Raw genomic sequence first — 23,509 nt, 5'->3', positions numbered from 1 at the left:
GTGCCGAGGTCGACGGCCATGTCGCGGCCGCCGAAGCCGGTGAGGTAGCTGAAGAAGCCCATTGTGAGGAAGGCCCGCCCGCACGGGACGGCGGGAACAGTCGCCGACTCGGCGCCCGCGGGTGCGGCTCAGTGTAGCGGAGCACCCCCGGCCCCCCGGCTCCGCGGCCGTCCGCGGGCGCTGCCTTGCAGCGTGCGAAAAGCGCTGCAAAATCGACACCCCGTCCAACCGTCCTCGCGCGTCCGGCGTGAGGACGACCGATATCTGCGAGTGTCCGCCCATGAGCCTCGGCGCCGTCGAACATCCGCTCGGCTCGGTTCCGCCACGGTCCGCGCCCTGCGTCGAGCTCATCACGAAGGTCGCCCATCGCGTCGCCGCCGAGACCGACGAGCTCGCCGAGAAGCTCGTCGACCGCGTCGCGGCGGAGGCGCCGGAGATCCGCGCACGCGACGACGTCCGCGAGGATCTCGTCCGGGTCGCGCGGGGGTGCCTCACGCTTCTCACCGCGATGACGCGCTCGTGGAGCGACCCGCGGAACGTCCCGCCGCCGCCCGAGGCCGTCGAGTGGTCGAGGAGCCTCGTGCGCCGCGGGCTCCCGATGGACTCGATCCTCAAGGCCTTCCGCGTCGGCCAGGCGGGCTACCGCGACGTCTGGCACCGGGAGCTGTGCACCGAGGAGGAGGACCCCGACGTCCTCTTCGAGGCTCTGCGGGCGACGTCGGCCTTCACGTTCGTGTGGATCGACGCGATCGTGGCCCCGCTCGCCGTCGCCTACCAGGCCGAGCGCGAGCGGAGCCTGCGCGGCGCGCACGCCCACCGCGTCGAGACGATCGACGCGCTTCTCTGCGGCGAGCTGGCCGACGCGCGCGTCGCGGGCCTGCGGCTCGGCTACGACATCGACCGGCCGCTCATCGGCTTCGTCGTGTGGTCCGAGGACGATCCGCAGGATCCGGCCCTCGAGCGCCTCGAGGAGCTCGCGGCCGCCGCCGCGCCGTCTCTCGGTGGCGCGCCGAGCGCTCGGCCGCTCCTCCACGGCGTGTCCCCCCGGCTCCTGTTCGGCTGGACCGCCTGCCACGAGGAGGGCGCGGTCGAACTCGACGACGCGGCGGAGAAGGCGCGCGCTCTCGGGGTCCGCGTCGGGGTCGGCGGTGCGGCCTCGGGGGCCGTCGGCTTCCGCGCCTCGCACGAGGAGGCGCTCGCTGCGCGCCGCGTCGCCCGGCTGCTGCGGACCTCCGCGCCGGTCGTGCGCTACGAGGACGTCGCCGTGACCGATCTCCTCACCCGCGATCCCGACGCCGCGCGCGCGGTCGCGAAGAGGGTGCTCGGGCCGCTCGCGCACCCCGACGAGAACTCGCGGCGCCTCCTGCACACGCTCCGGGTCTTCCTCGAGGAGGGCCAGTCCTACGCGCGCGCCGCCCGCCGCCTCGGCATCCACCAGAACACGATCGGGTACCGCGTGCACCGCGCTCTCGAGCTCACGGGTCACGGCGACGGAGACCCCCTCGAGCTGCGGGCCGCCGTCGAGCTCTCGCCGCTCCTCGAGGACGCCCCCGGCTGAGCACATCACGCGCTCGCCCGCCCGTGGAAACGACGGCGGGCGCGGCGGCACGTCGTCGGATCTCCAGCACGGACCCCGGCCTCCGCGGTCGATGATCTCCCCATGACCCCTTCCGACCGCACGATGCGCGTCAACGTGAGCGGCTACCCGGAGTCGGCGGACGCGGCCGCGCGCCACGCCGTCGCCGGCGAGGGCGCCGGCTGCGACGGCTGGTGGGCGACCGAGACGCGATTCGACCCGTTCCTCGCCTCCGCCATCGCCGTGGAGCGGACCGAGCGCCTCATGGTCGGCACCTCGATCGCCGTCGCCTTCGCCCGCAACCCGATGACCGTCGCGGTCCAGGCGAACGACCTCCAGATGCTGAGCGGAGGCCGCTTCGCCCTCGGCCTCGGCTCGCAGGTGAAGGCGCACATCGAGCGGCGCTACTCGATGACGTGGTCGAAGCCCGGCTCGCGCATGCGGGAGTTCGTCCACGCCGTGCGGGCGATCTGGGACGCGTGGGCCACGGGGCAACCGCTCGACTTCCGCGGCGACTTCTACACGCACACGATCATGACCCCGGTCTTCGATCCCGGCCCGAACCCCTGCGGTCCGCCCCCGATCCTGCTCGCCGCCGTGGGGCCCCGGATGACCGAGGTCGCGGGCGAGGTCGCCGACGGCTTCCTCTGCCACGCCCTGTCCTCCCCCCGCTCGCTCGAGGAGCTCACCCTTCCGGCGCTGCGTCGCGGTCGCGAGCGCGCCGGTCTCACCGACCTCGACGGCTTCCAGATCGACGGTCGGATCATGGTGATCACCGGCGAGACCGAGGAGGAGCGCGCCACGGCGATGGCGCAGGCGAAGCGCAAGATCGGCTTCTACGCCTCGACCGCGACGTACCGCCCGGTCCTCGAGGTCCACGGGTGGGGCGACCTCCAGCCGGTGCTCGCCGACCTCGCCCACCGAGGCGAGTGGGCGAAGATGGTCGACGCGGTCGACGACGAGGTCGTCATGACCTTCGCCGTCGTCGGGAGCCCCGAGGAGGCGGGGGCCGAGATCCGCCGGCGGTTCGAGGGCATCACGACGAGCGTCACGCTCTCGCCGCCCGACGTCGCCTCCGAGGCCGTGTGGGACGGCCTCATGCGGACCGCCGCCGCGGCCGTCGCCGCTCCGACCACGACCGTGCGGTAGCGCCCCCCGCCCGCCGACGGCGACCGGCGGGCCGGGCGCGGGGGTGCGCGCAGCGTCTTTTTGCACCGATTGGTGCGATCTGCGATCGTGGCGCCATGCAGGTCGCCGCGTCGCCCCTCCCGCATGGCTCCGTCCCCCCGCGGTCGGAGGCGTGCGCGGAGCTCGTCACCGTCGTCGCCGCCCGCATCGCCTGGCGGACCGACGAGCTCGCCGAGCTGCTCGTCGACCGGATCGCCGACGAGATGCCGGAGATCGGCGCCCGCGAGCACGTCCGCGAGGGACTCGTCGGCGTCGCGCGGGGCTGCGTGACGCTGCTCTCGGCGATGACGCGCTCCTGGAGCGACCCGCGGAGCGTCCCGCCGCCGCCCGAAGCCGTCGAGTGGTCACGGAGCCTCGTGCGCAGCGGGCTGCCCGTCGACGCCGTCCTGCGGACCTTCCGGCTCGGTCAGTCGGGCTACTGGGACGTCTGGCACCAGGAGCTCTCCGCCGTCGGCGACGACCCCGGCGTGCTCCTCGAGGCCCTGAGGGCGACGGCGGCGTTCACGTTCATCTGGGTGGACGCGATCATCGCGCCGCTCTCCGCCGCCTACGAGGAGGAGCACGAGCGCGTCGTGCGCGGCGAGCACGCCTTCCGCGTCGAGACGATCGAGGGGCTGCTCGAGGGCGAGATCTCCGACGCACGCCTCGCGAGCCTCCGCCTCGGCTACGACATCGAGCGCCCCCTCCACGCGTTCCACGTCTGGGCGGAGGACGACGCGCCCGCGGGTCCGGTCGCCGACCTCGAGGACGTCGCTCTCGCGGTCGCGGAGGTCCTCGCGCCCGACGGCGCCAGCCGCCCCCTCCTCCACCGGGTCTCGCCGCACCTCCTCCACGCGTGGGTCGCGCGCGCGGGCTGCGGCCCCGACGAGGCCTCGGGGATCGCCGAGCTCCTCGCCGGCCGCGAGGTGCGCGTCGCCGTCGGAGGGCCCGGGACCGGCGCGCAGGGCTTCCGCGAGGCGCACGCCGAGGCGAGCGGCGCCCGCCGGGTCGCGCGCCTCCTGTGCAGGGAGGCGACGGTGACGCGCTACGAGGACGTCGCGGTCGCCGACCTCCTCACCCGGGACCCCGACGCCGCCCAGCACCTCGCCCGGCGCGTCCTCGGGCCGCTCGCCGCCGAGGACGACGCCTCCCGGCGGCTCCTCGAGACCCTCCGGGTCTTCCTCGAGGAGGGCCAGTCCTACGTGCGCGCCGGACGACGCCTCGGCCTCCATCAGAACACGGTGGCCTACCGCGTGCGGCGGGCGACGACCCTCGCCGGGCAGGAGGACTCCGACCCGCTGCGCCTCCGGGCCGCCGTCGAGCTCTCGCCGCTGCTCGATGCCCGCACGGGCTCCTGATCCGCGCCGGAGGCCCCGCACCTCGAGGACATCGCGGTCGGTCCGGCAGCCGCCTCGTCGTCGCGACGAAGGTCCGCGCCGGCGCCCGTCGTTTTCCCCGAACCGGCCGCGGCCGGGACGATGAAGATGCGGGCATGGACTTCAGCTTCACCGACGAGCAGGACGCGTTCGCCGAGTCGATCGCCCGCTACGCGAACGACAGGATCGCGCCCCACTGCGCCGAGGACGACCGCCTGGAGCGCTTCCGGCGCGAGATCGTCGGCGAGATGGCCGAGCTCGGGCTCACCGGGCTGCGGATCCCCGAGCAGCACGGCGGCACCGGCTCGGACGCGGTGACGGCGGGGCTCGCGTGCGAGGAGCTGAGCAAGGTCGACCTCAACGCCGCCTACGTCATCCTCCTCCCCGCCCTCATCGGCGAGATCCTCACGAACGCCGCCTCGGCCGAGCAGGGCGCGGAGTGGCTGCCGCCGATCGCCGCGGGTGACGCGCTGCCGGCGTTCTGCCTCACCGAGCCCGACCACGGGTCCGACGCCGCCGCGCTCTCGATGCGCGCCGAGCGCGACGGCGACGACTGGCGGCTCACGGGCGAGAAGACCTCGATCAGCTTCGGGATGCAGGCCGACACCGCCCTCGTGTTCGCGCGCACGAGCGACGACGGCGCTCGCGGCATCACGGCGTTCTACGTCGACCTCGACGACCGCCACGTCCAGCGCTCGGCCTTCCGCGACCTCGGCAGCCGCTCGATCGGCCGGGCCTCGCTCGCGTTCGACGGCCACCTCGCGCCCGCCACCTCCGTCGTCGGCGGCGTCGGAGAGGGCTTCATCCGGTGCATGCAGGGATTCGACTACTCGCGCGCGCTCATCGGCCTCATGTGCCTCGGCTGCGCACGCGGCGCCCTCGACGAGGCCCTCGACTACAGCCGCGAGCGCATCGCGTTCGGCGAGCCGATCAGCCGCCATCAGGGCATCGCGTTCCCGCTCGTCGAGCAGCTCACCCTCATCCGCGGCGCGCGCCTCCTCTGCTACGAGGCGCTCTGGCGCAAGGACCGGGGCCTGCCCCACGCCCTCGAGGCGAGCATGGCGAAGTGGTGGGCGCCGAAGCAGTCGACCGAGGCGATCCACCAGGCCCTCCTCACCTTCGGCCACACCGGCTACAGCGAGGAGGTCTCGCCCGGCCGCCGCATGCGCGACACGATCGGGCTCGAGATCGGCGACGGCACCGCGCAGGTCGCGAAGCTCGTCGCGGCGCGCGAGCTCCTCGGACGGGCCTACGCGCCGTAGCCTCGCAGGGCCCAGTGAACCGTCGACACCGTCAACCTGGAGAAACCTCGTGAGCACCCCGCCCAACCTCGCCCCGGGCCTCGCCGGCATCGGCGTCATGGTCCCGAACATCGACGCCTTCCGCGTCTCGCCCCCCGTCCTCGACCTCGGCGTCCAGGCCGAGGAGTGCGGCTTCGACTCCGTGTGGCTCGGCGACCACCTGCAGTTCCACGCGCCCGTTCTCGAATCCGCGTGCACGATGGCCGCGCTCGCCGCCAGGACCGAGCGCGTGCGTCTCGGGTTCGGGGTCATGCTCGCCGCGCTGCGCCCGCCGGCCTGGATCGCGAAGCAGGTGGCGACGATCGACGCGTTCGCCCCCGGTCGGGTCGTCCTCGGGATCGGGGTCGGCGGCGAGAACCCCGCGGAGTTCGCCGCCGCCGGGGTCCCGCACCAGGAGCGCGGCCGCCGCGTGGACCGCGCCATCGACGTCGTCACGCGGCTCCTGCGGGGCGAGGCGGTCGACGAGCCCGACCACCGCTTCCCCGTCAGCTGCCGCATGCTCGAGCCCGTGCCCGAGCGGATGCCGCCGATCGTCGTCGGCGGGCGCTCGCGCAAGGCGCTCGAGCGCGTGGCGCGCGTCGCCGACGGCTGGCTGTCGGTGTGGCGGACGCCCTCGGAGATCGCCGGTGACGGCGCGCTCATCGGCGAGCTCGCCGCCGAGCACGGCCGCCCCGCGCCGGCCCGCAACGTCCTCCTCTTCGCGCACGTCGACGACGACAGGTCGCGCGGCCGCCGCGAGGTCGAGGCGTTCATGGCGGGCCAGTACTCGATGCCGTTCGAGAAGGTCGAGCGCTACACCGCGCTCGGGGGCGCCGACGACGTCGCCGAGCACGTCGCGGAGCTCTTCGCGGCGGGCGTCGACGGCGTGGCCTTCGTCCCGGCCGGCCGGGACGCGGCGACCCAGATCGACCGGCTCGCAGAGGTGCGCGCCCGGATCCACGCGCACGCCGGCCCCCACGAGGAGGGCGCTGCTCAGCCCGCGATCAGCCCGGGCCAGATGTCGAGGAGCAGCGCGAGCGGGAGCCCGACGACGTTGGAGTAGTCGCCGTCGATCGAGCGCACCAGCGCGCCGCCCGACTCCTGGATCGCGTACCCCCCGGCGCGCCCGCGCCACTCGCCGGTCGCGACCGACCAGTCGATGAGGCGGCTGTCGAGGTCCCGGAACGTGACGCGCGTCGTCGCGGTCTCGATGTGCTCGTGGCCGTCGGTGTCGATGAGCGCGAGCCCGCTCACGACGGAGTGGGTGCGGCCCGAGAGCGCGCGCAGCGTCTCCCGCGCCGCCTCCTCGTCGGCGGGCTTGCCGTGGATCCGCCCGTCGAGGGCGACGACGGTGTCGACGCCCAGGACCGGCAGCTCCACCGGGCGCCCGTCGGGCGTGGGGACCCGCGCGATCGCCCGCGCCTTCATGAGGGCGTTGTGGGCGGCGACCTCCACGGGGACGCCGGTCTCCTGCTCGTCCACGTCGGCGGGCAGGACGACGAAGGGGACGCCGATGCGCGTGAGGATCGCGCTGCGCTGCGGGGAGGCGGAGGCGAGGACGACGACGGGCTCGGCACCGGGGGCGGGCTCGGCGCCCTCCTCCTCCTCGCCGTCGCTCACAGCTCGGGGAACCAGATGCCGATCTCGCGCTCGGCGGACTCCGGGGAGTCGGAGCCGTGGACCATGTTCTCGCCGACGAGGAGGGCGTAGTCCCCGCGGATGGACCCCGTGGCGGCCTCGATCGGGTTCGTCGCGCCGATGATCTGCCGGGCGGCCTTGATCGCCTCGGTGCCGGACAGGACCATCGCGACGAGCGGGCCGGAGGTGATGAACTCGACGAGCTCCCCGAAGAACGGGCGCTCCTTGTGCTCGGCGTAGTGCGTCTCGGCCGTCTCGCGGGGGGTGCGGACGAGCTTGAGCGCCTCGATCGTCAGGCCCTTGCGCTCGAAGCGGGCGACGATCTCGCCGGTGAGGCCGCGCGCGAACGCGTCGGGCTTGACGAGGATGAGGGTCCTCTCCATTGACGTCTCTCCTTGAGGGGGTCGGGGGCTACTGTGCGGATGCCTGCTGCTGCTGCGCCGTCTCCCGGCGCCGGCGGCGGCGCGGCGTCTTGCCGGGGATCTCGCTCTCGCAGTACGGGCAGAGCTTCCACTCGGGGTCGAGGGGCTTCGCGCACGTCTGGCATGCGTCCTTCAGCTTCCGCAGGCACGACGGGCAGCGGAGGAAGTCCTTCTCGACCTCGTAGTCGCAGTGCGGGCAGAGGAAGTAGTTGAGCTGATGGAGCCGCGCCTCGGCCGCCTGCATCTCGAGCTCGCGCTCGCGCACGTCGTCGAGGTACTCCGGAGGCCGGACGATCATGTACACGATCGTCCCGACGAACGGGAAGAGCGCCGCCGCGGTCGCGCAGCCGATGAGCATCGGATCGGCGATCCGCCGGCGCGCATCCGAGTACGTGTAGTACACGAGGGCGAGCCAGACGACGACGAGGAAGAGGACGAGGAGCTGGACCGCCGTGTTGAGCGGCCCAGGGTCGATCCCGAAGATGGCGAGCGGCGCGGGCATGGAAATCCTGGGGAAGCCTACCCGGCGAGGTTCGCCGTGAGCCCCGCGCCCCCTGCACGACGGCGCGCGGGCGCCCGGAGCCCAGCGCCCTTCCCGGCTCCGGATCCGGCGTCCACGCCTACAGGTACTGGCGTCCGAACACGTATCCGATCCCGAAGAACACGAGGATGACGAGCGCGACGAGGATCGCGACGGCGGCGATCATCGCGAACACTGAGGGTCCGTCGGGATCCATCTGACCGCAGCGTACCGGGACACGTCCCGCGACGAGGTGCGTCGGAACGGGCCCGGCCGCCGGTGTCATTCCGACACGCCTCGGCGGGGGCGGGTCAGAAGCGGGAGCGGGTCGAGGCTCCGCTCCCGCCCTCCAGGTCGCGGACGAGCGAGGTCGTGCCGGTGACGAGGACGGCCCCGCCGGCCCCGGCGAGGACACGGGCGCGGGCGACCGCCGCGGAGGGGTCGTCGACGGCCTCGACCTCACCGGCCCCGGCTCGGGCCGCCGCGGCAGCCACGGCCTCGGCCGACAGCGACCGCGGGTTGCGGGTCCGCGTCGCGACGATGCGCGAGCAGCGTGCGGCGAGCGGCTCGAGGATCGTCGCGGGGTCCTTGTCGTCGAGGAGCGCGACGACCGCGACGACCTCGCGACGACCGACGACGCCGTCGAGGTCACCGAGGAGGGCCTCGACCGCCTGGGCGTTGTGCGCGGCGTCGACGACGGTGAGCGGCTCGCGGGCGATCGGCTCGAGCCGGCCGCGCAGCGGCAGCAGCGCCCCCGCCGCGCGCAGGAGCTCGCCGTCGCCCGGGGCCGCGTCACCGAGCAGCGCCCGCGTCGCCGCGAGGGCCGTCCCGAGGTTCGCGCGCTGGAACGCCGGCGTGCCCGGGGCGTCGTGCGGCGGGACCGGCCGGGCCTCGACGAGCCGGGCACCACGCTGCGCGACGGTCGCGCGGGCCATGTCGGCGGCGACGCCGGGGAGTCCCGGCCCGACGACGAGGGTGCCGCCCTCCTCGACGATCGCGAGCTTCTCCGCCGCGATCTCCTCGAGCGTCTCCCCCAGCCACGCCTGATGATCGAGGCCGACGCTCGTGAGCACCTGCACGTCGGTGCGCACGGCGTTCGTCGCGTCGAGCCGGCCACCGAGCCCGCACTCGAGGACCCTCGCGCCGACGGGCGCGCGATCGAAGGCGACGAGGGCGATCGCGGTGAGGACCTCGAACTGGCCGGGCCCGTCCTCGAGGCGGTCGGCCGCGCGCCGGACCTCCTCGGCGCACGCGGCGAACGTCCCCTCGTCGAGCGGCTCCCCGGCGATCCTCACGCGGTCGGCGAACGTCGCGACGTGCGGGCTCACGTAGGCGCCCGTCCGCAGGCCGGCCGCGCCGAGCATCGCGGCGCACAGCAGCGTCGTCGACGACTTCCCGTTCGTCCCCGCCACGTGGACGGTCGGCGGCCCCGCCGCGTCCTCGCCGAGCCCGAGCGCCGCGAGCACGGCGCGCATGCGGTGCAGCCCGGGGCGGATCCCCGCGTTCTCGAGCGCGAGGATCCAGCGGTCGGCGTCGCCCACCGCTACGCGCTCTCCAGCTCCCGCAGCTCCTCGCCGAGGCGCTCGAGCTTCGACCGCTCGGCCTCGACGACCTCGGCGGGAGCCTTCGCGACGAAGCCGTCGTTGGCGAGCTTGCCCTCGGCCCGCGCGATCTCCTTGCGCACGACGGCGATCCGGTCGTCCCGCTTGCGCGCCTGCTCCGCGGGATCGACGTCCTCGCTCGCGAGCACCTCGACGAGCCCGCCCGGGACCGGCACCGTCGCCGCCGCCTCGCCGTCGGCGACCCACTCGACGCGGGCGAGCCGCGCGACGAGCGCGGCGGGCCCCTCGTCGAGCGGCGCCCTCAGCCGCGCCGGGATCGTCGCGCCCGGCCGGACGCCGGCGCCGTCGCGGAAGCCGCGCAGCGCCTGGACGGACTCGATCACGGCCCCGAGGGCCTCCTCAGCGGCGGGATCGCGCAGCGACGGGTCGGCGGGCGCCACCTGCGTCGCCGCGAGGAGCGTGCCGTCCGTGCCGGGCAGGTGCGACCACAGCTCCTCGGTGACGAACGGGATGAACGGGTGCGCGGTCGCGAGGGTCTCGCGGAGGACGTGGAGGAGCGTCGCGGCGAGGTCCTCGTCGACCTCGCGCGCCTTCACGAGCTCGACGTACCAGTCGCACAGCTCGCCGTAGACGAAGTCGTAGAGGCCGAGCGCCGCCTTCGAGAAGTCGAAGTCGGCGAGGAGGGCGGCGGTGTCCTCCTGGAACGCCGTGAGGCGGGAGAGGATCCAGCGGTCCTCGACCGCCGTCGGGCGCGCGGCGGGCGTCGCCTCGACGCCGCTCGAGCGCAGCCGCAGGAGGACGAAGCGCGAGGCGTTGAAGAGCTTGTTCGCAAGCTGCTGGCCCTGCTGGACGCGCTCCTCGCTGAAGCGCACGTCCTGGGTCGAGCTCATCGCCAGGAGCCCGAAGCGCAGCGCGTCGGCGCCGTAGGCGGGGAACTCGCCCGCGTCGGCGCCCTCCTTCGGCGCGAACACCGGCGGCCGGGGCCCGCCCGCGATGAGGTCCAGCGGGTCGATGCCCGTGCCGAGGGACTTGCTCATCCGGCGCCCGTCGGGCGCCTGGATGACCGAGTGGATGTAGACGTCGCGGAACGGCACGTCGCCGCGGAACCGCAGGCCCATCATCACCATCCGCGCGACCCAGAGGAAGAGGATGTCGCGCGCCGTCGAGAGGACGTCCGTCGGGTAGAACGCCTGGAGACGGGCGTCGTCCTCGTCCGGCCACCCGAGCGTCGCGAACGGCCACAGCGCCGAGCTGAACCACGTGTCGAGGACGTCGGGGTCGCGCGTCCACCCCTCACCCTCCGGGGCCTCCATGCCGACGAAGGTCTCCTCGTCGCGGTACCAGACCGGCAGCTGGTGCCCCCACCACAGCTGGCGGCTGATGCACCACGGCCGGATGTTCTCCAGCCACTCGACGTACCGGCGGGCCTGCGACTCGGGGTGGATCCGGACGCGGCCGTCGCGGACGGCGTCGATCGCGGGCCGCGCGAGCTCGTCCATCCGCATGAACCACTGCAGCGAGATGAGCGGCTCGATCCGCTCGCCGGAGCGGTGCGAGAAGGGCACCGTGTGCGCGTAGGGCTCCTGTCCGCGCAGGAGGCCCTGCTCCTCGAGGGCGGCGACGACGCGGTCGCGCGCCTCGAGGACCGGGAGCCCGGCGAACGCGCCGGCGTCGCCGGTCATCCGGCCCTCCTCGTCGATGACGACGATCTCCTCGAGCCCGTGGCGGCGACCGATCTCGAAGTCGTTGGGGTCGTGGCCCGGCGTGATCTTGAGGCAGCCGGTCCCGAAGTCCGTCTTCACGTACTCGTCGGCGATGACCTCGAGCTCGCGGCCGACGAGCGGGAGCGTCACCGTGCGGCCGATGAGATGGGCGAAGCGCTCGTCCTCCGGATTCACGGCGACCGCCGTGTCCGCGAGCATCGTCTCCGGGCGGACCGTCGCGACGGCGACCTCGCCGGAGCCGTCGGAGAGCGGGTAGGCGATCTCGTAGAGCGTGTCGGTGACCTCGCGCTCCTCGACCTCGAGGTCGCTGATCGCCGACCGCGAGCCGGGGTCCCAGTTGACCATGTAGTGGTCGCGGTAGATGAGGCCGTCCTCGTAGAGCGCGGCGAAGACCTCGAGGACGGCGCGCGCGTAGCCCTCGTCGAGCGTGAAGCGCTCGTCGTCGTAGTCGCACGACGCGCCGAGCCGCTCGTACTGGCCGATGATCGTCCCGCCGTACTTCTCGCGCCACTCCCACACGCGGCGCGTGAACTCCTCGCGGCCGACCTCCTCCCGGCTCGTCCCCTCGCTGCGCAGGAGCTTCTCGACCTGGGTCTGCGTGGCGATGCCCGCGTGGTCGGTGCCGAGGATCCACTTCGCGCGGCGGCCCCGCATGCGGTGCCAGCGCACGAGCGCGTCCTGGATCGCGCCGTTGAGCGCGTGGCCCATGTGGAGCGCCCCCGTGACGTTCGGCGGCGGGATCGCGATCGAGTAGTTCTCCTCGGCGGTCCCCTCGGGCTCGGGGTGGTGGAGGTGCGAGTCGAGCCAGCGGCGCGCGATGCGCGGCTCCGCCTCGGCGGGCTCGTAGCGGGTCCGGTCCTCGAGGTCGCTCATCGAGGCGCGGAGTCTACGTGCGCACGCGCGCCGTCCGCGCGCCCGCGGGCGCTCGGTGCTACCGGCGCCGGCGCCCGCCGCGGACGAACGGCGCGAGCTCGCGCGCGAGGCCGGAGAGGTCGAGGCGGCCGAGGAGGAGCTTCACCTCGTCCTGCTCGCGACGGCTGAGGTTGGCGGGCCGGCCGCGCGACTTGCGCAGCAGTCGCAGCAGGCGGTCGCGGTCGGCGGGTGCCAGGGTCTTCCAGCGCGCGTTGGCGGCGAGACCGGCCTGCGCGACGACGATCCAGGGGATGGACCGCAGGCGCCGGAGCTTCGGCATCGGGCCGAGGTCGCGGCTACGCCGACTCGGCGGCCGGCGGAGCGTCCTCGTCGGACGGCGCGGCCTCGGTGACGAGGGTCGGTGCGCGCCCGGTCTCGATCGTCTCGCGGGTGACGACGCACTTCTTCACGTCGCGCCGCGAGGGGAGCTCGAACTGCACGTCGAGGAGCGTCTCCTCGATGATCGAGCGCAGGCCGCGGGCGCCCGTCTCGCGCTCGAGCGCCTTGTCGGCGACCGCGTTGAGCGCGTCGTCGGAGAAGACGAGCTCGATGCCGTCGAACGAGAAGAAGCGCTGGAACTGCTTGACGAGCGCGTTGCGCGGCTCGGTGAGGATCGTGATGAGGTCGTCGCGGCTGAGCTGGTGGACGGCGCTCATCACCGGGAGGCGGCCGATGAACTCGGGGATGAGCCCGTAGTTCACGAGGTCCTCGGGGAGGCACCGGGCGAAGATGTCGCCGTCCTCACCGCGCTCGGCGCGCTCCATCGACGCGCCGAAGCCGACGCCCTTGTTGCCGATCCGCTGCTCGATGACCTTGTCGAGGTTCGCGAACGCTCCGCCGCAGATGAAGAGGACGTTCGTCGTGTCGATGGACAGGAACTCCTGGTGCGGGTGCTTGCGCCCGCCCTGCGGCGGCACGGAGGCGGTCGTGCCCTCGAGGATCTTGAGGAGCGCCTGCTGCACGCCCTCGCCGGAGACGTCGCGCGTGATCGACGGGTTGTCGGCCTTCCGGGCGATCTTGTCGACCTCGTCGATGTAGATGATCCCGGTCTCCGCCTTCTTCACGTCGTAGTCGGCGGCCTGGATGAGCTTCAGCAGGATGTTCTCGACGTCCTCGCCGACGTACCCGGCCTCCGTGAGCGCGGTCGCGTCGGCGATCGCGAACGGGACGTTGAGGATCCGCGCGAGCGTCTGCGCGAGGAGCGTCTTGCCGCAGCCGGTCGGCCCGAGGAGCAGGATGTTCGACTTCTGCAGCTCGATGTCCGCGTCGGACGACTGCATCATCTGCACGCGCTTGTAGTGGTTGTACACCGCCACGGACAGCGCGCGCTTCGCCTCGTCCTGCCCGACGACGTAGTCGTCGAGGACCGAGTAGATCTCCTTCGGCTTCGGGAGGTTGTCGAGGTCGAACGACGGAGGAGCGGTGAGCTCCTCGTCGATGATCTCGTTGCAGAGGTCGATGCACTCGTCGCAGATGTAGACGCCCGGCCCGGCGATGAGCTTCTTCACCTGCCGCTGCGACTTCCCGCAGAAGCTGCAGAGGAGCTGTTCGTTCGAGTCGGTCGGACGAGCCATGGTGCCTTCTCCTGTCCGTCGCCGCGTCGCCGGCTAGTGCTCGGCGATCACCCGGTCAATGATGCCGTACTCCTTGGCCTCTTCCGAGGACATGAAGTAGTCGCGCTCGGTATCGGCCTTCACCTTCGCGATGTCCTGGCCGGAGTGCTTCGCGATGATCTCGTCGAGCTTCGCGCGGAGCTCGATGACCTCCTTCGCGTGGATCTCGATGTCCGACGCCTGGCCCTGGAACCCCGAGGAGACCTGGTGGATGAGGACCTTCGCGTTCGGCAGCGCCATGCGCTTGCCCGGCGCGCCGCCCGAGAGGAGGAGCGCGCCCATCGACATCGCGATCCCGACGCAGATGGTCTGCACGTCGGGCTTGATGAACTGCATCGTGTCGTAGATCGCGAGGCCCGCGTAGACCGAGCCGCCCGGCGAGTTGATGTAGAGCGAGATGTCCTTCTCGGGATCCTCGCTCTCGAGGTGGAGGAGCTGCGCGACGATGAGGTTCGCGATCTGGTCGTCGACGGGCGTGCCGAGGAAGATGATCCGCTCGCTGAGGAGGCGGCTGTAGATGTCGAACGCGCGCTCTCCGCGCGACGTCTGCTCGACGACCATCGGGACCAGGGGACTCATGTTCCTCGCTTCTGTTTCGCTCGAGACGCCGGATTCCTCCCGCGGCCGTCGGAACTCGATCAGCCGGCGAGGTCGGGCTAGCCTAGCAACGGCCGTCCGTCGCCCCTCGGGCCTGTCGTCGGCGCGGCGGCCCGGGTCTTGAGAGCGCCGTCGGCGACCGGGCGGACGCGGTGCGGCGTCCGCCCCGCCTGCTACTCGCCCGCGTCGTCGCCCGCCGGCTCCTCCGCCGGAGCGGGGACGGCGGTCGCGTGCTCGACGACGAGGTCGAGCGCCTGACGCTGAGCGAGGTCCTCCTTGAGGTCCCCGATGCGGCCCTGCTTCTCGATCTGCTTGCGGAGCTTCTCGGGCGTCGTGTTCTGCTGCGCCGCCGGCTCCTGGAGCGCGTCGAGCACGTCGCCGTCGGACGGCTCGATCGACTCGGCCTCGACGATCGCCGCGATGACGGCCTCGCGCTTGAGGCCCTGCTCGGCGTCCGGCTTGGTCTCGGCGATCGAGTCCTCCTCGGACTTGCCCGAGATCTGGAGGTAGATCTCCTTCGAGATCCCCTGGTGCGAGAGCGAGTGCATCATGCGCTCGAAGAGCTCCTTCGCACGGGCCTCGACGAGCGGCTCGGGCACCTCGACGGTCGCCTCGGCGACGACCGCGTCGAGCGCCGCCTCGCGGAACTCGTTCTCGACCCGCTGCTCGGCGCCCTCGGCGAGCTTCCGCGCGATGTCCTCGCGCAGCTCGGTGAGCGTGTCGAACCCGGCGGCGTCGGAGGCGAAGTCGTCGTCGATCTCGGGGAGCTCCTTCGCCTTCACCTCCTTCACCGTGATGGCGAACTCGGCGGGCTTCCCGGCGAGGTGCTCGGCCTGGTAGTCCTCGGGGAACGTCACCTCGATCGTCCGCTCCTCACCGGCGGTCGCGCCGACGAGGCCGTCCTCGAAGCCGGGGATGAGCTGGCCCGAGCCGAGCTCGACCATCTGGTCGCGGCCGGCTCCGCCCTCGAAGAGCTCGCCGTCGACCTTGCCCTCGTAGTCCATGACGACGAAGTCGCCCTGCTGGGCCGCGCGCTCCACGGTCTCGAGGCGCGCCATGCGCTCACGGAGCTGCTCGACCTCCGCGTCGATCTGCTCGTCGGTCGGCTTGGCGTCGCGCTTCGGGGCCTCGACGCCCTTGTAGGTGCCGAGCGTCGCGGTCGGGCGCACGCCGATCTCGATCGTGAACGCGAGGTCCTCGCCCTCGCCCGGGAGGTCGCCGAGGTCGATCGACGGGTCGCCGACCGGCACGACGCCCGAGGCGTCGAGCGCCGCGAGGTACCACCGTGTGAGCGAGTCGCGCACCGTCTCGTCGAGGACCGTCTCGCGCCCGAGCTGCTTCACGACGAGCGCGGGCGGCACCTTCCCCTTGCGGAAGCCGGGGATCCGGAAGTCCTTGCCGAGCTTGCGGGCGGTCTGCTCGATCCGCCGGGTGATCTCCCCGGCCGGGACCTGCGCCTCGATCTTCACCCGGCTCTCGGGCAGCTCGGTGACGGTGGCGGTGACGGTGTCGGTGCTGGCGGCCATTGAACAGCGAACGGTAGTCGCTTTGGCCCTCGCGGCGCGGTGCGGACCCCCGCGCCGTATCGTCGCGGTCGCCGATGCCCCGCGCCCACCCCCTCTCCCCCGCCGAGCGCGTCCTCGCCCGGGTCCTCACCGGGCCGCTGGGCCACCTCTACGCCGGGGTCGCCGACTGGTCCACGCTCGCCGTGCGCCTCGGGACGGCGGCCGCGCGCCGCCGACGCGCGGAGGGCGCACGCCCGCGGCTCAGCGCTGCAGCGCGAAGAGCGGCCACTCGCCGGGGACGCCCTTGAGCGACCGGAAGCCGCGGTCCTCGAACCGCAGGCCCGAGCCGACGACGGTCCCGTAGGTCGTCCCGGACACGAGCACCTCGCCCGCGCTCGCGAGCGCGCCGACCCGGGCGGCGATGTGCACGGCCATCCCGCCGACGTCGCCGCCGATGCGCTCGCACTCCCCGGTGTGCAGGCCGGCGCGGATCGGGACGCCGAGGCCGCGCGTCGCCTCGACGATCGCGTCCGCGCAGCGGACCGCGTGCGAGGGCGGGCCTTCGAACACCGCGAGGAAGCCGTCGCCCGTCGTCTTCACCTCGCGCCCGCCGTGGCGGCCGAGCTCGCGCCGCGTCGCCGCGTCGTGCTCGGCGAGGAGGTCGCGCCAGCGGGCGTCACCGAGCCGGGCGGCGGTCGGCGTCGCCTCGACGACGTCGGTGAAGAGGACGGTGAGCAGCTCGCGGTGCGCGCGTCCCGTCCGGCCTCCGGTGAGGAACTCCTCGATCTCGCCGACGAGCGCCTCGGCGTCACCGGCGGCCGGGAGCGAGTCGATGCCCGGCAGCTCGACGAGGCGGGCGCCGTAGATCCGGTCGGCGGCGAAGCGCGAGTGGCGGATGTCGATGAGGCGGTCGCCCGTGCGGTGGACGAGCAGCGCGGGGACGCGCACGTGCTCGAGGAGGTCGCGGACGTCGGCACGCTGGAAGCGGGTGAGCGCGTCGCGGAAGCGCCCCGGGCTCGCGGAGGAGCGCTCGAGGCGGCCGAGCCAGGCCCGCAGGCGCTCGTCCTCGGCGAGGCTCGGTGCGATGCGCTCGACGTTGACGCCCGTCCCCCAGCGCCCGAGCACGTCCTGGGCCTGCTCGTCGCGCTCCGCGTCGGTCTGCGCCCACTCATATCCCTCGTCGGCGAGCGTCCGGTACATGCAGGCGTAGAGGACGAGCGCGCTGACGCGCTCGGGATGCGCGACGGCGGTCTGGACGCAGAGCGGGCCGCCCGCGGCGTAGCCGAGCATGACCGCGCGGTCGCTGTCGATCGCATCGAGGACCGCGAGCACGTCGGCGATCTCCGCCTCGAGCGGGACGTCGGGCGCGGCCGGGTCGGACATGCCGAGGCCGCGCCGGTCGATGAGCACGACCCGGCCGAAGTCCGTGAGGCGCTCGACGAAGCGCTGGACGAGTGGGGACTCGGTGATGACCTCGACGTGCGAGATGAGCCCCGGGAGGAAGACGAGATCGTGCGGGCCGTCCCCGAGGACGCGATAGGCGATCGTCGTCTCGTCGGCGCTGCGCGCATACCGTGGGCCCGTGTCCTCCACCGAGGGCGATGCTACCCCGCGCCCGCGGGCGCGCCGAGCCGCTCCCGCGCGGCGGCCGCCGGGGGCCGGACCGCCAGGACGCGCACGCGCACGCCGTCGCGCGGTGCGAGCGTGATCCCGCGCAGCACGACCGGGTCGGGACGTGCGGAGACCGCCTCGAGATCGGTGCGCGCGACGACGACGCGCAGCACCTCGGCGAGCTCGGCCTGCGCGAGCGACGCGCCGATGCAGCGGCGGATCCCGCCGCCGAACGGCAGCCAGGCGTACGACTCGGCCTCGCCCTCGAGGAACCGGTCCGGCCGGAACGTCGACGGGTCGGGGTAGAGGTCGGCGCGACGGTGGACGAGCGCGATCGCCGGGTAGACCTTCACGCCGGCGTCGAGCCGGTGGCCCGCGACCGTGCGGGGGCGCGTCAGCGTCCGCTCCGCGGCGTCGATGACCGGCCGCAGCCTGAGGGTCTCGTGGCCGACGGCGTCGAGGCGCGCGTCGGCCTCGGGCCCGTCGAGGCTCTCGCGGAGGCGGGCGAGCTCGGCGGGGTGGCGCAGCAGCAGCTCGACGGCGAAGGCGAGCGCGGTCGCCGTCGTCTCGTGGCCCGCGGCGAGCATCGTCATGAGCTCGTCGCGCAGCTCGGCATCGGTGAGAGCGCGGCCCTCCTCGTCCCGCGCCCGCAGGAGGAGCGACAGGACGTCCTCGCGCCCCTCGAGGTCCTCGCCGCGCCGGCGCCGGATCTCCTCGTGCAGGAGGGCGTCGGCGACCCGCAGGCGCCGCACCATCCTCCCCCACGGGCTGCGCGGCCCGAGGTCGCGCCGGATCCAGCCAGGGACGAGGAGGAGGCTCGAGGCGTCGAGGACGGCGCCGAGCGCGCGCTGCAGCCGCGCCACGCGATCGGGCGCGGTGACGCCGAAGACGAGGCGGGCGATGACCTCGAACGTGAGCGCGCGCATCCGCTCGCGGACGACGATCTCGCTCCCCGGCCGCCACGTGGACACCTCGCGCTCGGCGACGTCGCCGATGACCTCGCGGAAGCCGCGCACGCGCGAGCCCTGGAACGGCGGGAGCAGCAGGCGGCGCTGGCGGAGGTGCTCCGGCCCGTCGAGGACGAGCACGGAGCGCTCGCCGAGCACCGGTGCGAGGAACGCGTTCGCCTCGCCGGCGAGGAGATCGGACTGGTCGCCGGTCATGAGCTCGCGGATCGCGTCGGGGTCGGCGACGTAGACGCCGGTCCCGAAGCCCGTGAACCGGACGGTGAAGACGTCGCCGTAGCGGGCGTGCCAGCCCAGCAGCGCGTCGAGCGGACGGTGCGCGAACCGCGCCGTCGTCCACGGGGAGGGTCCGCGGGGGCCGGGCGGGAGGGTCACGCGCCGGAGGCTAGCGCGCGCCGCGCACCGGCCCGCGCTCGAGCTGGCGCAGCGCCGAGCGCGCCGCGTTGTGCCCGCCCATGCCATGGACGCCCGCCCCGGGGGGCGTCGCGGCCGAGCAGATGCAGACGCCCGGGATGCCCGTCGCGTACGGGTCGAGCGCGAGGCGCGGGCGGAAGGCGATCTGCCACGCGGTGTTCGCGCCGGTGATGATGTCGCCGCCGAGGTAGTTCGGGTTGTAGTCCTCCCAGGCCGTCGTCCCGCGCGTCACGGTCGCGACGATGCGGTCGCGCAGGCCCGGGGCGAACCGCTCGATCTGGTCGAGGAGCGCCTCGGTCGCGTCGCCGTCGTAGCCGCTCGGCACGTGGGCGTAGGCCCACACCGGATGGACGTCACCCGCCGAGCGCGACGGATCGGCGACGTGCTGCTGGGCGACGAGGACGCAGGGACGCTCCGGCATCCGCCCGCGGTTGATCTCGCGCTCGGCGTGCGCGAGCTCCTCGAACGAGCCGACGGCGTGGACGGTCCCCGCCTTGCGGACGTCGGCGTTCGTCCACGGGACGCCGCCCTCGACGGCGAGGTCGACCTTGAAGGCGCCGGGCCCGTGGCGGTAGCGCCGGTAGGCGCGCGCGACCCGCGCGGGCAGGCGATCGCCCGCGATGTCGGCGACCGCCGACGGCGCGAGATCGAGGAGGACGACGTCCGCGCCGGAGAGCTCGTCGAGCGCGGTCACCCGGCGGCCGGTCTCGATCGCGCCGCCGTGCTCCGCGAGGTCGGCGGCGAGGGCGTCGGTGATCGCTCGCGAGCCGCCCTTGGCGACCGGCCACCCGCCGTGGTGGCAGGCCGTGATGAGCGCCATGCCGACCGCCGAGCTCATCGGCGCGTGGAAGGGGGCGAGCGCGTGCGCGGCGACGCCCCCGAACAGCGCTCGTGCCTGCGGGGTGCGGAAGAGGCGGCCGAGGACGGCCGCCGGGAGCGCGGCGGGGATCCCGAAGCGCGTGAGCCGCAGCGGGTGCCGCGGAACGTGGAGGACGGGCTCTACGAGGTCCTCGTTGAGCTCCTCGAAGCCGGCCGACGGCCGCCCGAAGACCGCCTTCCACCTCCGGCCGTCGGGACCGAGCCCCGCCGCCGTGTCGTCGATCGACCGCCGCAGGACCCCCGCGGTGCCGTCGTCGAGCGGCTGGGCGCAGTCGACCTCGAAGCGGCACCACTCGAGGCCGTGGCGCTCGAGGCCGAGCGAGCGCAGGAACGGCGACACCGCCCCCATGGGGTGGATCGCCGAGCAGTGGTCGTGGAGCAGACCGGGGAGCGTGAGCTCCGAGGTCCGCGTGCCTCCGCCGATCGTGTCCGCCGCCTCCAGCACCGTCACCCTCAGCCCGGCTCGGGCGAGGGCGACGGCGCCGGCGAGTCCGTTGGGACCGGACCCGACGACGAAGGCGGTCGCGGTCAAGCGGGCGTCGGCGCCCGGTCGGCCGCCTCCGCCGCGGAGTCGGACCTGCCCTCGCGCGAGTACGTCACCTGGACCGGGAACTCGTAGGTGAGGTCGAGCCACGGCTGGCGCTCGATCATGTCCCTCACCTTCACGACGCCCTCCTCGAGGAGGCCCTCCGCCGCGTCGTAGATGCGGTAGCGCTGCTCCTGCACCTGGATCGGCTGGGACTCGAGGCAGATGATTCGCAGCTCACCGGGCTCGTAGTGCATCTGCTCCTGGACGGCGGCGAGGAGCTGCTCGTTGTGGAAGTGGCCGTCGCCGAAGTTCCAGCCGACGGTCGCGCCGGTGAGGAACTCGCCCTCGCGCACCTTGTAGGCCTCGACGTCGCCGTCCTGCGCGGCGTGCGGGAGCAGGCCGTTGAGCGCGCGGCCGTGCGGATGCATCGCCCGGAAGGCGAGCGCCTTCGTGAGGAAGATCTCCGCCGTGTCCTCGTCGTAGAGGGTCGCGAGCTGCTTGGCGACGAGCGGCGAGCTCTTCTTCACCGTCGCGTCGAAGCGCTCCTCGGCCTGGGTGTCCCGGCGGAACAGCCACTGGCTCGTCGCCCAGTTGCCCGCGTAGTACCGCATCGAGGGCAGGAACGAGACGAGGTCCGGCCGCATGTTCCCGAGGATCGGGAACGCGACGCCGACGGCGAGGATGATGCCGAGGAGCGGCATCGAGTCGAGCGTCGACCAGGCGACGTCGCCGTACTCGCCGAAGAGGAAGAGGAGCCCGAAGATCATGAAGAGGTTCCACTCGAGCGGGACGGCGAGCGGGAACGTCGACGTGATGTGGACGTGGAAGACGATCATCGCCGCGACGGCGATCGTCCCGATCGTCCCGCCCTGCGAGAAGAGGAGCAGGAGCGGGAACGCGTACTCGATGACCGTGCCGAGATTCGCGAAGTACGCCGCCTCGCGCGAGGCGCGGAGGTCCTCCGGCCAGTTGCGGTAGAGGCGCTTCTTGATCGTCTTCGAGCGGTTCCACGGCGTGTTGGAGACCATGACCGCGACGACGCTCGGGAAGTGGTGGTTGAGCTTCGAGCTCGCGGCGCCGAACCACACGGCGATGAGGACGAGCTGCGACGCGATGATGAGGTTCTCGATCGGGAAGAGGAAGACGACGAGCAGGAGCCCGTAGATCTCCGGCCGGCCGCAGAGGAACGAGACCTTGTCGCGGAAGCCGAGGAGCGCCCAGCAGCCGAGCATGACCGCGATGAGCGTCGTGTCGAGCTTCCCGGCGGCGGTGCCTGCGACCGCGTCACCGCTCGAGAACAGGAGCGCGATGCCGAGGCCGAGGACGCCGAGGTAGAGCGCGACGTCGATGATGTTGCGGCGGTTGCCGGCCGTGAGCGGGACCTTGCCGGGCCACGGAGGGAGCCGGATCGTGCCGGGGCGCGCCCAGTGGGTGATGCAGCCGATCGGCGGGAGGAAGCGGAAGCTGAGCGGCATCGAGCTCGAGCCCAGGCCGATCATCTCGTAGACGATCATGTAGACGACGAGCTTCTGCCAGACGATGGGCTCGGTCCACCAGTCGGAGAGTCCGCCCTCGAGCCCCGACGTCGCGCCGATGATCCAGTAGGCGCCGAGGGTGAAGAGGACGAGCTTGACGATGTAGAGGACGTGGATCGCGTAGGGCGTCCCGAAGCCGTTCGCCGCCCAGTCCTGGGCGATCGGCTTCACCCTCTCGAGGTGCGGTTTCTCCTTCCACTCCTCGACGTCGAACGGCACTGGTGCCGGGTTGATGAATCCCATCTCGAAGTTCTCCCTCCCTGTTGGTCGAGCGCGCACGACGCGCACCCTCGACTGTCGAGCGCGATCGTGACGCAGCAGCGCCGGGCCGGGCACAGGCGCGACGACAAAGGCGCGACCCGGGGTTTGTGGCCGAGCACAGGGCGGCGCGCGTCCTCGTCAGCGGTTCTGCCGTCCGCCGACCGGGTAGCCGAGAGCCGCACCCGCATGCACGCCATCACGCTGCTCTTCGTCCTCCTCGCGCTCAGCGCGGGCCTCGTGGCCGCCGCCTACGGCCTCGTCGCGCTGCGTCGCGGCGTCCGCGCTCCCGGCGAAGGGCCCGCGCCTGCTTGGCCCCGGTTCCACGTCCGCTACTACACGTTCGCGCTCCTCTTCATCGCCTTCGACATGGAGATGGCCTACATGTATCCGTGGGCCGCGGTCTTCCGCGACCTCGGCTGGTTCGCGTTCGCGGAGATCGGCTTCTTCCTCACCGTGCTCGGGCTCGGGATCCTCTACGCGTGGCGCGAGGGGGCGCTCGAGTGGTCCTGAGGAGGGCGACGGCGCCGGGCGCCTTCGTCGTGCCGGATCCGGTGACGTGGCTCGCGCTCCGCAGCCCCGACGCCGCCGACGAGGACGTGACCCCCGACGCGCGGGCGGCCGGCGTCGTCCTCGTGCCCGAGAGGCTCCCGGCGGGCCTCGCCGGCCCGGTGCAGGCGCTCCTCGCCGACCTCGGGGACGTGGAGGTGCGCACGTACGACTCGCCGATCCCCGGCCTCCCGGCGGCGGAGGCGCTCGCCGCGGCGCAGGCGGACCGCGAGGGCGGCGGCGACGGGGACGAGGAGGAGGACGGCGACGCCGAGGAGGCCGACGACGAGGATCCCATGGCGATCACGGGCGAGCCGAGCGCCGACGGCCTCGTCATGGAGCGCCTCGACATCCGCTCGGGGCCGCTCGGCCCCGCGCTGCCGGGCGGGCTCGTCCTCGACGCGACGCTCGACGGCGACGTCGTCGAGTCGGCGCGCGTGCGCCCTCTCCTCGTCGCGGGCGGCGACGACCTCCCCGATCCCCTCTCCGCCGTCGCCTGGACCGTCGCCGAGCGCGCCGCGCGCGAGCGCGCGACGGGCGTCGCGCCCCGCGAGACGGAGCACGCGTCGCGTGCCGCCGCGATCGCGTGCGAGCGGGCGGTCGACCATCTCGCCTGGCTGGGGCGCTTCGCGGCGCTCCTCGGCTGGGCGACGCTCACCGAGCGTGTGCACGCGCTCCTCGTCGAGGCCGCCCGCGCCCGTCACGTGCTGCCGGCGGCGCACGCCGCCCCCGACGTCCCGTCACCCTCCCCCGAGCCCGTCGCGGCGCGCCTCCGCGCGATCGCCTCCTCCGTCGACGCGCTCGCCCGCGAGCTCGCCTCGAGCCGGCGGCTCGGGGCGCGGACCGACGGTCTCGGCGTCGTGTGGGCCGACGAGGC

19 protein-coding genes and 1 pseudogene are annotated in these 23,509 nt (G+C 73.5%); 7 read left to right on the top strand and 13 right to left on the bottom strand.

Translation table 11 applies throughout. The annotated features are described in order from the left end of the window. Nucleotides 1-280: 280 nt before the first annotated feature. The 5 genes from ACME2J_RS18325 (at nucleotide 281) to ACME2J_RS18305 (ending at nucleotide 6,462) form a co-directional block, all read left to right on the top strand. Nucleotides 281-1,558, top strand: a complete 1,278-nt coding sequence (locus ACME2J_RS18325; RefSeq protein WP_495546386.1) for a PucR family transcriptional regulator — start codon at nucleotides 281-283, stop codon at nucleotides 1,556-1,558. Nucleotides 1,559-1,660: 102 nt separating this feature from the next. Then, entirely contained in the window at nucleotides 1,661-2,725 is a 1,065-nt protein-coding gene (locus tag ACME2J_RS18320; RefSeq protein ID WP_495546385.1) for a TIGR03617 family F420-dependent LLM class oxidoreductase, read from the top strand. A gap of 95 nt (nucleotides 2,726-2,820) precedes the next feature. Next, nucleotides 2,821-4,101, top strand: coding sequence for a PucR family transcriptional regulator (locus ACME2J_RS18315; protein WP_495546384.1), 1,281 nt, complete (start codon nucleotides 2,821-2,823; stop codon nucleotides 4,099-4,101). Between the two features lie 134 nt (nucleotides 4,102-4,235). Beyond that, the gene (locus tag ACME2J_RS18310) at nucleotides 4,236-5,381 is read left to right on the top strand and encodes an acyl-CoA dehydrogenase family protein (RefSeq protein WP_495546383.1); all 1,146 of its coding nucleotides are present in this window, start codon (nucleotides 4,236-4,238) and stop codon (nucleotides 5,379-5,381) included. Between the two features lie 49 nt (nucleotides 5,382-5,430). After that, nucleotides 5,431-6,462 carry an LLM class flavin-dependent oxidoreductase gene (locus ACME2J_RS18305; protein WP_495546382.1) on the top strand — a complete coding sequence of 344 codons (1,032 nt, stop codon included), beginning with the start codon at nucleotides 5,431-5,433 and terminating at the stop codon, nucleotides 6,460-6,462. On the opposite strand, the gene ACME2J_RS18300 is transcribed toward ACME2J_RS18305, so the two are convergent. The 13 genes from ACME2J_RS18300 to ACME2J_RS18240 form a co-directional block, all read right to left on the bottom strand. Then, nucleotides 6,393-7,019 (bottom strand): Maf family protein, encoded by a 627-nt coding sequence (locus ACME2J_RS18300; RefSeq protein WP_495546381.1) that lies wholly within the window; start codon nucleotides 7,017-7,019, stop codon nucleotides 6,393-6,395. The genes ACME2J_RS18305 and ACME2J_RS18300 overlap by 70 nt on opposite strands. Next, the gene (gene ndk / locus ACME2J_RS18295) at nucleotides 7,016-7,420 is read right to left on the bottom strand and encodes a nucleoside-diphosphate kinase (RefSeq protein ID WP_495546380.1); all 405 of its coding nucleotides are present in this window, start codon (nucleotides 7,418-7,420) and stop codon (nucleotides 7,016-7,018) included. Before ndk ends, ACME2J_RS18300 begins: the two co-directional genes overlap by 4 nt. A gap of 28 nt (nucleotides 7,421-7,448) precedes the next feature. Next, entirely contained in the window at nucleotides 7,449-7,961 is a 513-nt protein-coding gene (locus ACME2J_RS18290) for a double zinc ribbon domain-containing protein (protein ID WP_495546379.1), read from the bottom strand. 329 nt (nucleotides 7,962-8,290) lie between these two features. Next, nucleotides 8,291-9,520 (bottom strand): bifunctional folylpolyglutamate synthase/dihydrofolate synthase, encoded by a 1,230-nt coding sequence (locus ACME2J_RS18285; protein ID WP_495546378.1) that lies wholly within the window; start codon nucleotides 9,518-9,520, stop codon nucleotides 8,291-8,293. A 2-nt stretch (nucleotides 9,521-9,522) separates the two neighbouring features. After that, the gene (locus ACME2J_RS18280) at nucleotides 9,523-12,138 is read right to left on the bottom strand and encodes a valine--tRNA ligase (RefSeq protein WP_495546377.1); all 2,616 of its coding nucleotides are present in this window, start codon (nucleotides 12,136-12,138) and stop codon (nucleotides 9,523-9,525) included. Nucleotides 12,139-12,196: 58 nt separating this feature from the next. Continuing rightward, on the bottom strand, nucleotides 12,197-12,457 hold the full coding sequence (locus ACME2J_RS18275; RefSeq protein WP_495546376.1) for a hypothetical protein: 261 nt from the start codon (nucleotides 12,455-12,457) through the stop codon (nucleotides 12,197-12,199). Nucleotides 12,458-12,473: 16 nt separating this feature from the next. Continuing rightward, nucleotides 12,474-13,751 carry an ATP-dependent Clp protease ATP-binding subunit ClpX gene (gene clpX, locus ACME2J_RS18270; RefSeq protein ID WP_495546375.1) on the bottom strand — a complete coding sequence of 426 codons (1,278 nt, stop codon included), beginning with the start codon at nucleotides 13,749-13,751 and terminating at the stop codon, nucleotides 12,474-12,476. 33 nt (nucleotides 13,752-13,784) lie between these two features. Then, nucleotides 13,785-14,369: an ATP-dependent Clp endopeptidase proteolytic subunit ClpP gene (clpP, locus tag ACME2J_RS18265; protein WP_495546374.1), complete on the bottom strand. Its 585-nt coding sequence runs from the start codon at nucleotides 14,367-14,369 to the stop codon at nucleotides 13,785-13,787. Nucleotides 14,370-14,560: 191 nt separating this feature from the next. After that, nucleotides 14,561-15,913 carry a trigger factor gene (gene tig / locus ACME2J_RS18260; protein ID WP_495546373.1) on the bottom strand — a complete coding sequence of 451 codons (1,353 nt, stop codon included), beginning with the start codon at nucleotides 15,911-15,913 and terminating at the stop codon, nucleotides 14,561-14,563. A 240-nt stretch (nucleotides 15,914-16,153) separates the two neighbouring features. Then, nucleotides 16,154-17,485 (bottom strand): adenylate/guanylate cyclase domain-containing protein, encoded by a 1,332-nt coding sequence (locus ACME2J_RS18255; protein ID WP_495546372.1) that lies wholly within the window; start codon nucleotides 17,483-17,485, stop codon nucleotides 16,154-16,156. An 11-nt stretch (nucleotides 17,486-17,496) separates the two neighbouring features. Further along, entirely contained in the window at nucleotides 17,497-18,843 is a 1,347-nt protein-coding gene (locus ACME2J_RS18250) for a cytochrome P450 (protein WP_495546371.1), read from the bottom strand. 10 nt (nucleotides 18,844-18,853) lie between these two features. Continuing rightward, nucleotides 18,854-20,293 carry a phytoene desaturase family protein gene (locus ACME2J_RS18245; protein ID WP_495546370.1) on the bottom strand — a complete coding sequence of 480 codons (1,440 nt, stop codon included), beginning with the start codon at nucleotides 20,291-20,293 and terminating at the stop codon, nucleotides 18,854-18,856. Continuing rightward, nucleotides 20,290-22,068 carry a DUF3556 domain-containing protein gene (locus tag ACME2J_RS18240; RefSeq protein WP_495546369.1) on the bottom strand — a complete coding sequence of 593 codons (1,779 nt, stop codon included), beginning with the start codon at nucleotides 22,066-22,068 and terminating at the stop codon, nucleotides 20,290-20,292. Before ACME2J_RS18240 ends, ACME2J_RS18245 begins: the two co-directional genes overlap by 4 nt. A gap of 204 nt (nucleotides 22,069-22,272) precedes the next feature. Here ACME2J_RS18240 and ACME2J_RS18235 point away from each other — a divergent pair, with 204 nt between their 5' ends. Beyond that, nucleotides 22,273-22,596: an NADH-quinone oxidoreductase subunit A gene (locus ACME2J_RS18235; RefSeq protein ID WP_495546368.1), complete on the top strand. Its 324-nt coding sequence runs from the start codon at nucleotides 22,273-22,275 to the stop codon at nucleotides 22,594-22,596. Next, nucleotides 22,587-23,509, top strand: a pseudogene (locus tag ACME2J_RS18230) (hypothetical protein); the annotation flags it as partial. The gene ACME2J_RS18235 and the pseudogene ACME2J_RS18230, both read left to right, overlap by 10 nt.

Source organism: Paraconexibacter sp. (assembly GCF_059438195.1).
The sequence above is the reverse complement of the archived record's forward strand: the minus strand, read 5'-3'. Positions and strand labels throughout refer to the sequence as shown.

What these genes read in the sequence shown, in the direction of transcription:
- ACME2J_RS18325 (WP_495546386.1), top strand. Translation starts at nt 281, where the DNA reads ATGAGCCTCGGCGCCGTCGAACATCCGCTCGGCTCGGTTCCGCCACGG.
- ACME2J_RS18320 (WP_495546385.1), top strand. Translation starts at nt 1,661, where the DNA reads ATGACCCCTTCCGACCGCACGATGCGCGTCAACGTGAGCGGCTACCCG.
- ACME2J_RS18315 (WP_495546384.1), top strand. Translation starts at nt 2,821, where the DNA reads ATGCAGGTCGCCGCGTCGCCCCTCCCGCATGGCTCCGTCCCCCCGCGG.
- ACME2J_RS18310 (WP_495546383.1), top strand. Translation starts at nt 4,236, where the DNA reads ATGGACTTCAGCTTCACCGACGAGCAGGACGCGTTCGCCGAGTCGATC.
- ndk (WP_495546380.1), bottom strand. Translation starts at nt 7,420, where the DNA reads ATGGAGAGGACCCTCATCCTCGTCAAGCCCGACGCGTTCGCGCGCGGC.
- ACME2J_RS18290 (WP_495546379.1), bottom strand. Translation starts at nt 7,961, where the DNA reads ATGCCCGCGCCGCTCGCCATCTTCGGGATCGACCCTGGGCCGCTCAAC.
- ACME2J_RS18280 (WP_495546377.1), bottom strand. Translation starts at nt 12,138, where the DNA reads ATGAGCGACCTCGAGGACCGGACCCGCTACGAGCCCGCCGAGGCGGAG.
- ACME2J_RS18275 (WP_495546376.1), bottom strand. Translation starts at nt 12,457, where the DNA reads ATGCCGAAGCTCCGGCGCCTGCGGTCCATCCCCTGGATCGTCGTCGCG.
- clpX (WP_495546375.1), bottom strand. Translation starts at nt 13,751, where the DNA reads ATGGCTCGTCCGACCGACTCGAACGAACAGCTCCTCTGCAGCTTCTGC.
- clpP (WP_495546374.1), bottom strand. Translation starts at nt 14,369, where the DNA reads ATGAGTCCCCTGGTCCCGATGGTCGTCGAGCAGACGTCGCGCGGAGAG.
- tig (WP_495546373.1), bottom strand. Translation starts at nt 15,913, where the DNA reads ATGGCCGCCAGCACCGACACCGTCACCGCCACCGTCACCGAGCTGCCC.
- ACME2J_RS18240 (WP_495546369.1), bottom strand. Translation starts at nt 22,068, where the DNA reads ATGGGATTCATCAACCCGGCACCAGTGCCGTTCGACGTCGAGGAGTGG.
- ACME2J_RS18235 (WP_495546368.1), top strand. Translation starts at nt 22,273, where the DNA reads ATGCACGCCATCACGCTGCTCTTCGTCCTCCTCGCGCTCAGCGCGGGC.